This is a genomic window from Streptomyces macrolidinus, from assembly GCF_023887685.1.
GTDB classification, from domain to species: domain Bacteria; phylum Actinomycetota; class Actinomycetes; order Streptomycetales; family Streptomycetaceae; genus Streptomyces; species Streptomyces macrolidinus.
Window position 1 is genome coordinate 19,881 of the sequence record NZ_JAMWMR010000012.1, and the last position, 13,828, is coordinate 33,708.

Below are 13,828 nucleotides of genomic sequence, written 5' to 3' on the forward strand. Positions count from 1 at the left end.
ATGCGTGGAAACGACGAAGTCGAGGGCCGGGTGACCCTGGCCGCCATAGCCGAGCAGGCCGGCGTGTCCCTGTCGACGGTTTCGAAAGTCCTCAACGGACGCTCCGATGTCTCCGAGGCGACCCGCGGCAGAGTCGAAGAACTCCTCGACACCCACGGTTATCGCCGCCGGGCCCAGGGAGCACCCCAGTCCCCGCTCATCGAGCTGGTCTTCCACGAACTGGACAGCATCTGGGCGATGGAACTCATCCGCGGTGTGGAGAACGTCGCGAAGGAGAACAGGGCGAGCGTGGTCCTCACCGAGAGCGGCACCCGGCACGCTCCCGCGCCCGACTGGATCGAGGGGGTGCTGCGACGCCGCCCGCTGGGCGTGGTCCTGGTCTTCTCCGCTCTGCCGGACAAGGTGAAGAAGCAACTGCGGTCACGGGCCATCCCGTTCGTCATCGTCGACCCGGCCGGTGACCCGGATCCGGACGTGCCCTCCGTGGGCTCCGCGAACTGGGCCGGTGGCCTCGCGGCCACGCGCCATCTCACCGACCACCACCACGAGCGCATCGCCATCATCACGGGCCCGGAGGACATGATGTGCTCGCTCGCCCGCCTCGACGGCTACCGCTCGGCGCTGGCGATGGCCGGTCTGGAGGTCGACCCGGACCTTGTGCGCTTCGGCGACTTCCATGTGCAGGGCGGCTTCACCCATGCCATGGAGCTGCTGGAGCGCCCGGACCGGCCGACCGCCGTCTTCGCCGGAAGCGACCTCCAGGCGCTCGGCGTGCTGGAGGCGGCGCGGGTGAAGGGCCTGAGCGTGCCGGAGGACCTGTCGGTCATCGGGTACGACGACGTCCCGCTCGCCCAGTGGTCGAGCCCCGGACTGACCACGGTCCACCAGCCGCTGCGCCAGATGGCCGAGGAGGCGGCCCGCATGCTGCTGCGCCCCCACGACCCCGGCAGGACGGCCCTGCGGATCGAACTCGCGACGCATCTGGTGGTACGGCAGAGCACCGCACCACCGAAGAGCGCAGCAACGAGCTGACGCGCCGTCAGGAGACCCTGCTCACAAGCCCGTTGGCGACCTTCTCGAAACTTTCGACAGGGTAGCCCGACGCACGGTCGCTTTCTCGTTGCCGCAGCTCGGCCGGTGACAGCGGCGGTTCAGGTGCCTGATGTGACCAGGTCCAGGGCGCGCACCCAGTCGAACTCCGGGCGGGTGCCCGGCTCGCCCGCCTCTCCGGAGTGCGGGTCGCCGAACCGGACGCCCATGCCGCTGAGCCGTTCGACACTCGCCCGGTAGGCGGGGTGGGCGGTCAGCGCCTCGCTCACGCAGGGCAGGACGGCGATCGGGACACCGAGCCCGTACGCCTCGCACAGGGTGCCCAGCGCGAGGGTGTCGGCGATGCCCGCGGCCCACTTGTTGACGGTGTTGAAGGTGGCCGGGGCCACGATGACCGCGTCGGGGTCGGGGAACGGTCGCGGGTCGCCCGGAGCGCGCCAGGCGGACCGGATCGGATGGCCTGTGCGCTCCTCGACCTCGTCGGTGTCGAAGAAGCGGAGGGCGAGCGGGGTGGCGATGACGCCGACCTCCCAGTTCCGCTCCAGCGCGGCGTCGATCAGCTCGCCGACGTCCCGCGCGACGCCCGCGGCACAGACGACGACGTACAGGAAGGGTTTCGTGGCGTGTTCGGTCACGAGCGCACCCTACTGAACGATCCCTGAAGCGGCCCCGCGCCCGGAACACAGAGCCCGGCGGCGGGCTGGCCGGACCAGCTCGCCGCCGGGCATCCGTCCCGTCGCCGGGTCTCCGTCATCCTCCTTGTTCGGAGAGCGAGATGGCGCTGACCGGGCAGGCGCGCACGGCCTCCCGCAGCAACGGGTCACCGCCGCCGTTCTCCTTGCCGGGCAGCACTTCGCTGTAGCCGTCGTCGTCCTGGGTGAAGACGCCCGGCGCGGTGAGGGCGCACTGGCCCGCTCCGACGCATACGTCCTTGTCGATGGTGATGGTGATGTCGCGAGTCATGGTCGCAGCCTCTTACCAGGTCACGGGGAGTTCCAGCATCCCCTGGATCGTGTCGCCCGGTTTGAAGGGGATCTCGTCCGCCGGGGCGGCCAGCCGCAGGCCCGGCAGCCGTGCGAAGAGGGAGCGCAGCGCGATCTCCAGCTCGGTCCGTGCCAGGTTCTGGCCGAGGCACTGGTGGACGCCGAACCCGAAGGCGACGTGGTGGCGGGCCGAACGGTGCCAGTCCAGGGTGTCCGGCTCGGGGAAGACGGCGGTGTCGCGGTTGATGACGGACGTGGAGAACAGGACGCCCTCCCCGGCCCGGATCGTCGTCCCCGCGATCTCGATGTCCTCGGTGGCGACCCGCACCAGCCCGTCGGCGATCGACAGGAAGCGCAGCAGCTCCTCGACCGCGGCGGACATCAGGCTCGGGTCGGTACGCAGTTCGGCGAGCTGCTCGGGGTGCCTGAGCAGGGTGAAGGTGCCCAGCGAGATCATGTTGGCCGTCGTCTCGTGCCCGGCGACCAGCAGGATCACGGCGAGGGAGATCAGCTCGTCCCGGTCCAGCGCCCCGTCGTGCAACTGCTCCTGGATCAGCTCGTCGAGCAGGCCCTCCCCCGGCTCCGCGCGCTTGCGGTCGATCAGGTCGCCGAAGTAGGCCTCCAGGCGGTCGCGGGCGTCCTGGGTGTCGGCCGCGGTCGGGCCGCGCAGCAGCCGACGGGACTGTTCCTCGAAGAACTCGTGGTCGGCGTAGGGCACGCCGAGCAGCGAGCAGATCACCATCGACGGCACGGGCAGCGCGAAGGCGCCGACCAGTTCTGCGGGCGGGCCCGCGGCCTCCATGGCGTCGAGGAGCCGGTCGACGGTCTCCTGGATCTGCGGGCGCAGCGCGGTGGCGCGCTTGAGGGTGAAGCTCGGGACCAGCATGCGGCGTTCGCTGTGGTGCTCGGGGTCGTCCCGGCCGACGAGGGCGATCCTGCGGTCGCGCTCGCGGATGGCGGCGAAGCGCTCGGTGATCATCGGGAAGTGGGGGTGGGTCCGGTCGGAGGACAGGCGCGGGTCGGCCAGCAGCGCGCGGGCCTCGGTGAGCCCGGTGACCACCCAGACGTCGCGTCCGTCGTACAGGGTGACCCGGGTCAGGGGCCGCCCCTCGCGCAGGGGGTCGTAGGCGGTGGGCGGGTGGTAGGGGCAGGTGCGGTCCTGGGGGAACGCGACGGGTTCTGACACGGTGGGGGCGGGTTTCGTCATGGATGACCTCGCTCGCGAAGATTCGCTCTTGCCGATCACCATTAGATGCCTGAGGCACCTACAGGGCCACCCGACGTCCAGCCGGATCCACCGGATGCCGTCTATGGCCGAAACATCTTGTCGGCAGAGGGGTTCATGCCGACAGCACATGCCCGGGACGCGTCACGCGCACCCGGCCCGACCATGGTAATTCGCTTGCCCGCGCAGGCGCCTCTCGCGCGGACACCACCCGGGATGCCACCCGGCCCGGGTGGCGGGAAACGGTGCACGGGCGCGGAGGGCACTTGGCCGGTCCCGGCCCGGCGCGCGAGGCGGCGCGCACGGACGGCGCGCGCGGACGGCGCGCGCCGGGTGCGGGGTGGGATGAATCGCGGGGCGGCTGGTGTTGAATCCTGGAACGTGTGGTCCCGCACCCGGAGTTACGGGGCCGTGGCGGGACGGACGAGACAACAGCCGTACACGACGATGGGACGGATGCCATGCCTCTTGAGGGTGAGTACGAACCCAGTCCGGAACAGTGGGTACGCGACCAGGTCGAGCTGTACGAGAGCTCCGGCGGCACCAAGGGGACGACGCTCCGGGACACGGGGCTCCCGGTGATCATCCTGACCACCCTGGGCGCGAAGAGCGGCAAGATCCGCAAGACGCCGCTGATGCGGGTCGAGCACGAGGGCAGCTACGCCGTGGTGGCCTCGCAGGGCGGCGCGCCCAAGCACCCCGTCTGGTACTACAACATCACCAAGCACCCCACCGTGGAGCTGCAGGACGGACCCGCGCCCCGGGAGATGACTGCCCGCGAGGTCACGGGCGAGGAGAAGGCGGTGTGGTGGGAGCGGGCGGTGGCCGCCTATCCGCCGTACGCCGACTACCAGAAGAAGACCGACCGTGAGATCCCCGTCTTCGTCCTGGAGCCGACCGGCAGCTAGCGCCCGGCAGGCAGGTGTCTAGTGCGGCTCCCAGGTCAGGCTGTCGCCGCCCACCCAGCGGACCACGTCGGGGTCGTCGGCGTCATGGATCGTGATGCCGCATTCGGCCGCGACCTCCAGGACCTCGGCCAGTGACCGCGCCTTGGCGACCATCTCGCCGTCGATCTCGACGATCCGGAAGGGCGGCTTGGCGGGCTGTACCCCCAGCACCATGACCCGGGGGTGAGAGATGTGGGGGCTCGCGCTTTCGGTCATGTCTCGAGCGTATTGCGCTTCGGGGTGACGCAGCGGCCGGACGGAGCGTTCGGGCGGGCCGGTCCGGCCGCGGGGAAGGGCGCGGAACCCCGCCCGCCCGGTTCGCCCGGCCGGGTGACAGCGCCCGAGAGAGACTCCCTGGAGGACACCGGTCCGCTGCCGCCGACAGTGGACCTGCTGCGGAGGGTGGGCACGCCTGCGGCCGGTCCCCGTCGTCTCACGCCTCGGCCATGAACTTCCGCAGATCGGCGTTGAGTTGCTTGGCGTGGGTGGCGAAGAGGCCGTGGCCGGCGTTCTCGTACACCTTGAGCACGCTGTTCGGCAGGAGCGCGGCGCTGCGGCTGCCGGTCAGTTCGAAGGGCGCGGAGGTGTCATGGGTGCCGTGGACGACGAGGACGGGCAGGTCGATCGCGGTGAGTTCCTCGCTGACGTCGAGGGCGGCGATGACCTGGCCGAGCGCGGTGCCGGCGCGGGCCGTGGAGGCGTGGCAGAGCCGGACCATGTACTGCACATAGGCGTCCGAGAGCTCGTTGCCGGGCCGGTCCAGGGCGAAGAAGTCACGGGCGCCGTCGGCGAAGAAGGCCGCGCGGTCGTGCTGGAAGGCGGCGTTGCCCGCCTGGGCGGCCTCCGGGGCCCACCCGTCCGGGTTCCGCTCCGAGCGCACGACACCGGGCACCATGCCGCCGACCAGGACGACGCGGGCCACTCGCGCGGAGCCGTGCCGGGTCAGGCACCGCACGGTCTCGGCTGTGCCGACCGAGTGCGCGACGAAGGTGAGGTCCCGCAGGTCCAGGTGCTCGATCAGGCCCTGCACGTCGTCGGCGAGCGTGTCCAGGTCGAAGCCGCCCCACACGTCGTCGGAGCGCCCGTGGCCGCGCCGGTCGAGCCCGACGCAGCGGTATCCCTCGGCAGCGAGGGGCAGCGTCTGGTACTCCCACATCTCGGTGGAGAAGTACGCGCTGTTCACGAAGACCATCACGGGACCGTCGGCCGGACCGTAGTCGACGAAGTGGAGGCGGGTGCCATCGGTCGGGCTCTCGAAGTACGGCATGGGAAGGTCCTCTCGCCATCGGCTGCTGGGGATGTCTCCATCCTGTCGCGCGCCGGGACGGCGGTCGATTACCTCGGACGTCATCACCCGCCGGGGCCGGTGTCCGCCCGCGCCTCGGCCCTCTCCCGCTGCGGCAGCACCGTGTACCGCGGGTCCTTCGCCGAGGCGATCCCGGCCGCGAAGACCCCGAAGCGTGTGCAGGCCGAACCGGCGAGCAGCGCCAGGCCGGAGGCGATCGCCGCGGGGCGGCGCCCGCCGAGGACCGCGGCGCCCACGGCGCCGGAGACGGTCAGGACCCGGGCCGTCCGCAGCAGGAAGCCCGCGCGTCCCTGCCGCCAGGTCTCGGCGACCATGCCGAGACTCCGCTCGGCGGCCGTGGCGCTCGCCAGGTCGGCGAGCGCGGCCAGCCCGGCCGCGTACCGGGCGGGGCCGTTCTCCCGCGTCGGGCCGACGGCCAGGGCCATGCCCGCGGCGGCGGCCGTCGCGGATGCCGCGAAGAGATGGGGCAGTTCACGGTGGGCGCCGTGCCAGGCGGGCACGGCCGTGTCCGCGGCGAGGACGCCCGTGTACGAGGCGACGGCCGGGCCGAGCAGCGCCGCCGCTCCGGTGGCCAGGGCGCCCGTGCGCGGCAGCCGCCCGGTCACGGCGCTCGCCGCGGCCACGCCCGCCGCCGGGCCGTAGCCGGACAGCAGCCATGAGCCGACGCTCATCGGCGAGGTCGGCTTGAGGACCCTGAGCATGTTCGCGAAGCGGGACGGCCTGCCCAGGTCATGGATGAGCGCGGCGGCGGACAGTGAGACGGCGGCGAGGGAGGACACCTTCATCGCCGTCGCCGTGCGGGGGCGGCCGGTGAGATGGGCGCCCGCCGCGAGCGTCGAACCGGCTCCGGCGAGCCCGCCGAGGAAGAAGTACCCGGCGATGTCCACGGCTCCCCAGGACGGCGCCTTGATGACGGGCCGCCCGTAGTAGGAGTCGAAGTCGGCGCGCGGGACCATGGGTTGGTCTCCCCGTCGTCTCCCGCCCTTCGGGGCCGGGCCGCTCTCGGTGCGGGTCATCGCCGCCTCCTTCCCGCCATCGCGGCCCGGCCCACCATCGCGCCCCGTCCGACCGTCGCGCCTCTGCCCACCATCGCGCCTCTTCCCGCCGTCACACCCCATCCGGCCATCGCACCCCGTCCCACCGTCACGCCCCAGCCGACCAGCGCGCCCCGTCCCGCCCTCACGCTTCGTCCGGCCTTCGCGCCCCTGCCCGCCATCGCGAACGACAGCGCGAGGCCGCCCAGTACGGAGAGGGCCGCGGCGCCCGCGTGGCGCCACATCGTCGGCAGGTCGCGGGTGGTGACGACGGGGTCCGGGGGCAGGCCGTACACCTCGGGTTCGTCGAGGAGCAGGAAGAACGCGCCGTCGCCGCCGACCCCGTCCGCCAGATCGTGGCCGTACAGCCGGGCGTCGGCGACCCCGGCCTCGTGCAACTGGTCGACGCGCAGCGCGGCCCGCTCCCGCAGCTCGTCCAGCGGGCCGAACTGGATGGAGTCCGTGGGGCATGCCTTCGCACAGGCGGGCTCCAGGCCCGTGCCGAGCCGGTCGTAGCACATGGTGCACTTGAACGCCCGTCCGTCGGCGGGGCGTTGCTCGATGACGCCGTACGGGCAGGCGGGCACGCAGTAGCCGCAGCCGTTGCAGATGTCCTCCTGCACGACCACCGTGCCGAACTCGGTACGGAACAGCGAGCCCGTCGGGCAGACGTCGAGGCAGGCGGCGTGAGTGCAGTGCTTGCACACGTCGGAGGACATCAGCCAGCGCATCCGACCGTCGCCGTCGGCCGCCGACTGCCCATCTCCTGACGGGAGTTGCTCGATGAAGGCGACGTGCCGCCAGGTGGACGCGCCGAGCGCCTGCGTGTTGTCGTACGACATGCCGGTCAGGGACAACCCGTCCTCGGGAAGCGCGTTCCACTCCTTGCAGGCCACCTCGCACGCCTTGCAGCCGATGCAGACGGAGGTGTCGGTGAAGAAGCCGACCCGTTCCTCGCTCATGTCCTGGTCTCCGTCCCGGTCGTCTCGGTGATCCCGGCCCGTCTGCGGTAGTCGGCGACCAGCCGCGGCAGGTCAGGGCCGCGGGGCCTGCGGCCCGGCCGGACGTCGGCGGTGAGCGCCTTGTCCTCCTGGATGTGGACATTGGGATCGAGGGCCATGGCGACGAGTTCGTTGGCCGCGTCCCCGGTGGACAGGCCGTTGGGGCCCCAGTGGAAGGGCAGTCCGATCTGATGGACCGTACGGCCCTGCACCCGTAGGGGGCGGATCCGTTCGGTCACCAGCACCCGCGCCTCGACCGCACCCCGCGCCGTGACGATCGTGGCCCAACCGCCGTGCTCCAGGCCGCGTTCCCGGGCGAGCGCGGGCGAGACCTCGCAGAAGAACTCCGGCTGGAGTTCGGAAAGATACTCCGACCACCGGCTCATCCCGCCCGCCGTGAAGTGCTCGGTCAGCCGGTGTGTGGTGACCACGTACGGGAACACCTCGGCGCCCGCCTCGTCGCCGCTCGGGTGGTAGCGGTTGCCCTCGTGAGGCATCAGATGCCGTACGGGGCTGCGCGGGGTGGACGGATAGAGGGCGTTGGGGAACGGGGAGTCCTGGGGCTCGTAGTGCGTGGGCAGCGGGCCGTCCTCCAGGCCCGCGGGCGTGAACAGCCAGCCCTTGCCGTCGGCCTGCATGATGAACGGGTCGTCGCCGCGCAGCGCGTCGGGTCCGGTCGCGTCCGGGTCGGGGACATGGTCCGGGGCGCGGTCCGGTACGAAGTCGGGGACGTCGTAGCCGGTCCACCTCCCCTCGTCCGGGTCCCACCACAGGTACTTCTTGCGTTCAGTCCAGGGGGTGCCGTCGGGGGCGGCGGAGGCGCGGTTGTAGAGGATGCGGCGGTTGGCGGGCCAGGCCCAGGCCCACTCGGCGGCCACCCAGTCCTGTGCGGTGTGCGGCTTCTTGCGGGCGGCCTGGTTGACGCCGTCCGCGTAGATCCCGCAGTAGATCCAGCAACCGCAGTCCGTGGAGCCGTCGTCCTTCAACTCGGTGTAGGCGCCGAGCGGTTCGCCGTTCGGGCCATGCCCGTTGATCTCCGCGAGGACGGCGTCCGCGACGGGTTCCCGAAGCGGCCCGCTGACCGGGTAGTCCCAGGTCAGGTCGAGGACCGGCCGGTCCATCGGGTCGGTGGAGCCGGCCAGCCGCTCCTTGATCCGGCGGCCGAGGTGGTACATGAACCACAGGTCGCTGCGGGCATCGCCCTCGGGTTCGACGGCCTGGTAGTGCCACTGCACCCAGCGGTTGGTGTTGGTGAACGAGCCGGACTTCTCGGTGTGCGCGGCGGCCGGGAAGAAGAACACCTCGGTGCCGATGTCCTCGGTGCGCAGTTCGCCGCTCTCGATCTCCGGGCCGTCCTGCCACCAGGTCGCGGACTCGATGAGCGAGAAGTCGCGCACCACCAGCCAGTCGAGCTTGGCCATCCCGAGGCGCTGGAGGCGGGTGTTGGCCGATCCCACGGCCGGGTTCTCCCCCATCAGGAAGTAGCCCTTGCAGACACCGTCGAGCTGGGCCAGCACAGTGTCGTACGTCGAGTGGGAGCCGGTCAGCCGCGGCAGGTGGTCGAAGCAGAAGTCGTTCTCGGCGGTGGCCGCGTCGCCGTAGTAGGCCTTCAGCAGGCTGACGAAGTACGCCCGCATGTGCGCCCAGAAGCCCTTCTCGGTACTGCTCACCGCGACCAGGTCGTCCAGGCTCATATGGGTGTGCGCGTGCGGCATCGGGAGGTATCCGGGCAGGAGGTTGAAGAGCGTCGGGATGTCGCTGGAGCCCTGGATGGAGGCGTGGCCCCGCAGCGCCTGGATGCCGCCGCCGGGGCGGCCGATGTTGCCGAGCAGCAGTTGCAGCACGCTCGCCGCGCGGATGAACTGCGCGCCGGTGGTGTGCTGGGTCCAGCCGACCGCGTACACGAACGAACTCGTGCGCTCCCGACCCGAGTTGGCGGTCAGGTCCGCACACACCCGCAGGAAGGTCTCGCGCGGCACCCCGCAGATCTCCTCGACCATCTCGGGGGTGTAGCGGGCGTAGTGCCGTTTGAGGATCTGGTAGACGCAGCGCGGATGTTGGAGCGTCGGGTCGGTCGGCGCGTGGTGGCCGGTGGGGGCGCCGCCGGAGCCGTGGGCCTCGGGTCCGCCGATGTGGTGCACGCGCTCCTCGTACTGCGCGTCGATGTCACCGGTCGGCTGCTGGACCTCCACGCCCTCGTACTGCCAACTGTGCGGATCGTAGTGCCGCTTCTCCTCGTCGAGCCCGGAGAAGACACCGTCGAGGTCCTCGGTGTCCCGGAAGTCCTCGCTCACCAACGTGGCCGCGTTGGTGTAGTTGAGGACGTACTCGCGGAAGTCCTTCTCCTCGGTGAGGACATGGTTGATGATCCCGCCGAGGAAGGCGATGTCCGAGCCCGCGCGGATCGGGACGTGCAGGTCGGCGAGCGCGCTCGTACGGGTGTAGCGCGGGTCGACATGGATGATGCGGGCGCCGCGCGCCTTGGCCTCCATCACCCACTGGAACCCCACCGGATGGCACTCGGCGTAGTTGGAGCCCTGGATGACGATGCAGTCGGAGTGCTGGAGGTCCTGCATGAAGGTGGTGGCGCCGCCACGCCCGAAGGAGGTGCCGAGACCGGCCACCGTGGAGCTGTGGCAGACCCGGGCCTGGTTCTCCACCTGGACCACGCCGAGGCCGGTCAGCAGCTTCTTGATGAGGTAGTTCTCCTCGTTGTCGAGGGTCGCGCCGCCGAGGCTGGCGATGCCCATCGTGCGGGCGGTGCGCAGGCCGTCGCGCTCCCACTCCCAGGTCTCGCGGCGGGTGCGGATCACCCGGTCGGCGACCATGTCCATCGCCGTCTCCAGGTCGAGGGGCTCCCAGTCCGTGCCGTGGGGGCGGCGGTAGAGGACCTGGTGGCGGCGGGCCGGGCCGGTGGTGAGCTGGAGGGTCGCGGAGCCCTTGGGGCACAGTCGGCCCCGGCTGACCGGGGAACGCGGGTCGCCCTCGATCTGGACGACCTTCTCGTCCTTGACGTACACCTGCTGGGCGCAGCCGACCGCGCAGTAGGGACAGACGGAGGACACCACCCGTTCGGCGGTGTCCGTGCGCGGTCGCAGCCGCTCTGTGCGCGAGGACGTCACCGCGGCGCCCCGTCCGGTGCGGTCGTCTCCGGTGAACTGGCGCCGTACGGGCCAACGGCGCAGCCGGTCTGCCAGGGACATGGGGCCTCCTCGGCGGGCTCGGGCCGGGCTCGCGGGGTCGGCCCGAGCGCCGGGACCCTGGCGCCCGGTGGGCAGGCCACGGCGTGCCCCTCATTCTTCGCCAGGACCACGGGGCCCGCGAGCGCAGCACGGGCCCCTTACGGGCCCGTGCGGGTGTCTTCGGCTCTTCGCTCGGCCTTCACCCGGCCTTCGGCGGAGTGCCCGGTGAGGGCGCGTCCCGGAGGACCGTCAGGGGTCAGAGGCGGGGGTCCACCAGGATCTTGACGGCCGTCTCGTTGTGGTGGATCAGGGTCTCGAAGCCCTCGGTGACGAGTTCGTTCAGCGCGATCGTCTTGGTGATGAACGGCGCCAGGTCGACGCGCCCCTCCTGCACGAGCTTGATGGTCTGCGGGTGGGAGTTGACGTAGGCGATCGTGCCGCGCAGGTCGACCTCCTTGAGGACGAGCTTCTGCATGTCGATCGACGCCGGCTTGCCCCAGATGGAGATGACGGTGATGACGCCGCCCGGCTTGATGGCGTCGAACAGCGTGTCGAGGACGACGTTGACGGACGTGGCCTCGAACGCGACGTCCGCGCCCTTGCCGCCGGTGAGGTGCTTGACCTCCTCGACGACATCGGTCACGGCGGGGTCGATGACATGGTCGGCGACCTTCGTGTCCAGGGCCTTCTGCCGACGCAGCGAGCTGAGCTCGCTGACCGCGACCTCGACGCCCATCGCCTTGAGCACGGCGCAGGTGAGCAGGCCGATGGGGCCGGCGCCGCCGACGAGGGCGAAGTCGCCCGCCTTCGCGCCCGAGCGCTGGAACGCGTGGTACGCGACCGACAGCGGCTCGATGAGGGCCGCCTGGTCCAGTGGGACGTCCCCGACCGGGTGGACCCACCGGCGCTCGACGACGATCTTCTCCGAGAGCCCGCCGCCGCGGCCGGCCAGCCCGATGAAGTTCATGTCGGTCGAGATGTGGTAGGTCGGGTTGTTCTCGCTGGTGTCGACGTCGGGGCGCAGGATGTACGGCTCGACGACGACGCGGTCGCCCGGCTTCAGGTCCTCGACGCCCTCGCCCACCGCGTACACGACACCGGACATCTCGTGGCCGAGCGTCACGGGGGCGGACTCGCCCGAGACCGGGTGCGGGTGGCCGGCCGGCGGGACGAAGATCGGTCCGTCGAGGTACTCGTGCAGGTCGGTGCCGCAGATTCCGCAGAACGCGACGTCGATACCGACCGTGCCCGGTTCGACAGTGGGCTCCGGGATGTCTTCGATACGAATGTCACCGCGGTCGTAGTAGCGTGCAGCCTTCACTTTGGGCTCGCTCCTTCGTCTGATATCGGCTCGCAGGTTGTGTCGAGCTCGGCCGTGGAGGGAGAGGTGTGCCTCGCATGGCGTATTCACGCTAACAATTCACTAATATGGTCCAACAGCGGGGTCGCCGTGTCGCGTCGGTCTCCCGGCCCCGGACAAGGAAGCGCTGTACAGGGGCCCTCCGGGCGCCTCGACCGGCCGGAGTGAGCGAGACGATCGCGCACACCCTGATACCGCCCGCTCGCTCCTGCCGAATACCGAATGCCGAATACTGAAGAATTGAATCAACTTCACGTGGAAATAGTGGAGTTGAGGCGTTCGAGGAGATCCCCGAAGGCGCGAGCGCGAATTGCGTCACCGAAATCGACGGCGCGCCCGATGCGGGCGTGCTTCAGGGCCGACCGGTCGATCTCCCTCACTGTCGCGCGGGTCGCGGAACCGGGCCCGCGCGTGCCCGCCTAGTATCCCGGCCGTGGCGACGACCTTGGACGAACTCGTGGAGATGCAGCGCGCGGCGAGTGAGGCGTACACGAAAGCCGCCGAGCTTCGCGAGACATACGGCCCGCCCGCCACCACCCCGTGGACCAGGCAGCAGACCGATACGTACGAGACCGCGTTCCGCGCCTGGCGGGATCTCGACCGCGATGTCCAGGCCGAGATCACCGCGTACGCGAAGGCGCACGACCGGGTGCGCAGCGAGCTGGAGGCGGAGGTGGAGGCCCTCGCGGACCGGCCGACGGAGGGCGCGTAGCCCTGTGGGCCGCGCCCGCGCGGTGTGCCGTTCGGTCGCGGGACGTGCCGTTCAGCCCCGGCCCGGCTCCAGGTCCGTCCGCCAGTCGTTGGACTCCATCCAGTGCCCCTTCGGGTACTCGAACCGCACCGGTCCGAGCAGCCGGAAGCCCGCCTTGCGGCAGACCGCGTTCGAGGCGGGGTGGTCCGTGCTCGGGAAGGCGTGCAGCCAGCGGTGCGTACGGGCCGCCCGCGCCGCCTCCGTCACGGCACGGGCCGCCTGCGCGGCAAGGCCCCGCCCCTGGAACTCGGGCAGCACTCCCCACCCGGTCTCCCACACGGTCGCGCCCTGCCAGACGCGCTCCCAGAACCCGATGGACCCGACCGTCTCGCCGGTGTCGGCCAGCGTGACCCGGTACATCTGCCCGGCCTCCGGGGTGAGGTAGCGCTGATGCCGTGAGACGAGCTGCTCCTCCGTCTCCGGACCGCCCACATGCTCGGTCATCTCGGGGCTGTTGGTCCTGCGCAGCAGCCAGAAGTCGCCCTCCGCCCAGGGCTCGAGCCTTACCTGCGGCGCGCTTGTGATCTCCATGGCCGCCACCTTAGAGCGAGGGTCTGACAACGCCCGGAGCTACGATGCGAGGCACCGCGACAGCGGATGATCACGCGGAAGAACACGAGGAGTCGGCGCCATGCGGACACGCACCCTGAGGTTCGGCCTGTACGCGGACGAGCAGGGGCTGGCGTGGGTCAGCGGGCTCGTGGCGGAGGCGGTGGGCTCGCACAGCGCCCGTGTCGTCCGGAAGTCGGTCCAAGTCACCCTTTGCGGAGGCGAGTTGACGACGGCCGACGCGTACGACCACCTGGCCGAGCAGTGGGCCGTGGAACATCCCGGCCAGAGCAGCGGTGCGCGGCAACCAGTGGAGCTGCGCGTCGACTTGGAGTGCTCCTTGAAGACGTGGCGGGCCATCCGCAAGGCGGTGCTCCATTCGCTGTGCCCGGAGGGCATGGCACCTCACATCTGCCGCGTCCCCTGGTCCGCCTGAGCCG

At 71.0% G+C, this 13,828-nt stretch carries 14 protein-coding genes; 4 read left to right on the forward strand and 10 right to left on the reverse strand.

All coding sequences use genetic code 11. From position 1 onward, the window contains the following. On the forward strand, positions 1-1,032 hold the full coding sequence (locus NGF19_RS15500; RefSeq protein ID WP_252425483.1) for a LacI family DNA-binding transcriptional regulator: 1,032 nt from the start codon (positions 1-3) through the stop codon (positions 1,030-1,032). A gap of 119 nt (positions 1,033-1,151) precedes the next feature. On the opposite strand, the gene NGF19_RS15505 is transcribed toward NGF19_RS15500, so the two are convergent. The 3 genes from NGF19_RS15505 to NGF19_RS15515 form a co-directional block, all read right to left on the reverse strand. Next, positions 1,152-1,685 (reverse strand): flavoprotein, encoded by a 534-nt coding sequence (locus NGF19_RS15505; RefSeq protein ID WP_252425484.1) that lies wholly within the window; start codon positions 1,683-1,685, stop codon positions 1,152-1,154. A 115-nt stretch (positions 1,686-1,800) separates the two neighbouring features. Continuing rightward, positions 1,801-2,013, reverse strand: a complete 213-nt coding sequence (locus NGF19_RS15510) for a ferredoxin (protein WP_252425485.1) — start codon at positions 2,011-2,013, stop codon at positions 1,801-1,803. Positions 2,014-2,025: 12 nt separating this feature from the next. Then, on the reverse strand, positions 2,026-3,240 hold the full coding sequence (locus tag NGF19_RS15515) for a cytochrome P450 (protein WP_252425486.1): 1,215 nt from the start codon (positions 3,238-3,240) through the stop codon (positions 2,026-2,028). Positions 3,241-3,719: 479 nt separating this feature from the next. Between NGF19_RS15515 and NGF19_RS15520 the strand changes: the two genes are divergently transcribed. Further along, positions 3,720-4,166 carry a nitroreductase family deazaflavin-dependent oxidoreductase gene (locus tag NGF19_RS15520; RefSeq protein WP_252425487.1) on the forward strand — a complete coding sequence of 149 codons (447 nt, stop codon included), beginning with the start codon at positions 3,720-3,722 and terminating at the stop codon, positions 4,164-4,166. A gap of 18 nt (positions 4,167-4,184) precedes the next feature. On the opposite strand, the gene NGF19_RS15525 is transcribed toward NGF19_RS15520, so the two are convergent. The 6 genes from NGF19_RS15525 to NGF19_RS15550 all read right to left on the reverse strand — a co-directional run bounded on the left by NGF19_RS15525 (position 4,185) and on the right by NGF19_RS15550 (position 12,049). Continuing rightward, positions 4,185-4,421, reverse strand: a complete 237-nt coding sequence (locus NGF19_RS15525; protein WP_252425488.1) for a hypothetical protein — start codon at positions 4,419-4,421, stop codon at positions 4,185-4,187. Between the two features lie 217 nt (positions 4,422-4,638). Further along, positions 4,639-5,472: an alpha/beta fold hydrolase gene (locus tag NGF19_RS15530; protein WP_252425489.1), complete on the reverse strand. Its 834-nt coding sequence runs from the start codon at positions 5,470-5,472 to the stop codon at positions 4,639-4,641. Positions 5,473-5,555: 83 nt separating this feature from the next. Continuing rightward, positions 5,556-6,467, reverse strand: coding sequence for an NrfD/PsrC family molybdoenzyme membrane anchor subunit (nrfD, locus tag NGF19_RS15535; RefSeq protein WP_372505665.1), 912 nt, complete (start codon positions 6,465-6,467; stop codon positions 5,556-5,558). Between the two features lie 56 nt (positions 6,468-6,523). Beyond that, on the reverse strand, positions 6,524-7,507 hold the full coding sequence (locus tag NGF19_RS15540; RefSeq protein ID WP_372505661.1) for a 4Fe-4S dicluster domain-containing protein: 984 nt from the start codon (positions 7,505-7,507) through the stop codon (positions 6,524-6,526). Beyond that, entirely contained in the window at positions 7,504-10,749 is a 3,246-nt protein-coding gene (fdh, locus tag NGF19_RS15545) for a formate dehydrogenase (RefSeq protein WP_252425491.1), read from the reverse strand. The genes NGF19_RS15540 and fdh overlap by 4 nt, the downstream gene beginning before the upstream one ends. 235 nt (positions 10,750-10,984) lie before the next feature. Then, positions 10,985-12,049, reverse strand: coding sequence for a 2,3-butanediol dehydrogenase (locus NGF19_RS15550; RefSeq protein ID WP_252425492.1), 1,065 nt, complete (start codon positions 12,047-12,049; stop codon positions 10,985-10,987). A gap of 472 nt (positions 12,050-12,521) precedes the next feature. On the opposite strand from NGF19_RS15550, the gene NGF19_RS15555 reads away from it, so the two are divergent. Beyond that, on the forward strand, positions 12,522-12,800 hold the full coding sequence (locus NGF19_RS15555; protein ID WP_252425493.1) for a hypothetical protein: 279 nt from the start codon (positions 12,522-12,524) through the stop codon (positions 12,798-12,800). A gap of 51 nt (positions 12,801-12,851) precedes the next feature. On the opposite strand, the gene NGF19_RS15560 is transcribed toward NGF19_RS15555, so the two are convergent. After that, the gene (locus tag NGF19_RS15560; protein ID WP_252425494.1) at positions 12,852-13,370 is read right to left on the reverse strand and encodes a GNAT family N-acetyltransferase; all 519 of its coding nucleotides are present in this window, start codon (positions 13,368-13,370) and stop codon (positions 12,852-12,854) included. Positions 13,371-13,470: 100 nt separating this feature from the next. Between NGF19_RS15560 and NGF19_RS15565 the strand changes: the two genes are divergently transcribed. Beyond that, entirely contained in the window at positions 13,471-13,824 is a 354-nt protein-coding gene (locus NGF19_RS15565) for a hypothetical protein (RefSeq protein WP_252425495.1), read from the forward strand. Positions 13,825-13,828: the final 4 nt, after the last annotated feature.

Coding starts and splice junctions, on each gene's coding strand:
- NGF19_RS15500 (WP_252425483.1), top strand. CDS start 1: ATGCGTGGAAACGACGAAGTCGAGGGCCGGGTGACCCTGGCCGCCATA.
- NGF19_RS15510 (WP_252425485.1), bottom strand. CDS start 2,013: ATGACTCGCGACATCACCATCACCATCGACAAGGACGTATGCGTCGGA.
- NGF19_RS15515 (WP_252425486.1), bottom strand. CDS start 3,240: ATGACGAAACCCGCCCCCACCGTGTCAGAACCCGTCGCGTTCCCCCAG.
- NGF19_RS15520 (WP_252425487.1), top strand. CDS start 3,720: ATGCCTCTTGAGGGTGAGTACGAACCCAGTCCGGAACAGTGGGTACGC.
- NGF19_RS15525 (WP_252425488.1), bottom strand. CDS start 4,421: ATGACCGAAAGCGCGAGCCCCCACATCTCTCACCCCCGGGTCATGGTG.
- NGF19_RS15530 (WP_252425489.1), bottom strand. CDS start 5,472: ATGCCGTACTTCGAGAGCCCGACCGATGGCACCCGCCTCCACTTCGTC.
- nrfD (WP_372505665.1), bottom strand. CDS start 6,467: ATGGTCCCGCGCGCCGACTTCGACTCCTACTACGGGCGGCCCGTCATC.
- NGF19_RS15540 (WP_372505661.1), bottom strand. CDS start 7,507: ATGAGCGAGGAACGGGTCGGCTTCTTCACCGACACCTCCGTCTGCATC.
- fdh (WP_252425491.1), bottom strand. CDS start 10,749: ATGTCCCTGGCAGACCGGCTGCGCCGTTGGCCCGTACGGCGCCAGTTC.
- NGF19_RS15560 (WP_252425494.1), bottom strand. CDS start 13,370: ATGGAGATCACAAGCGCGCCGCAGGTAAGGCTCGAGCCCTGGGCGGAG.
- NGF19_RS15565 (WP_252425495.1), top strand. CDS start 13,471: ATGCGGACACGCACCCTGAGGTTCGGCCTGTACGCGGACGAGCAGGGG.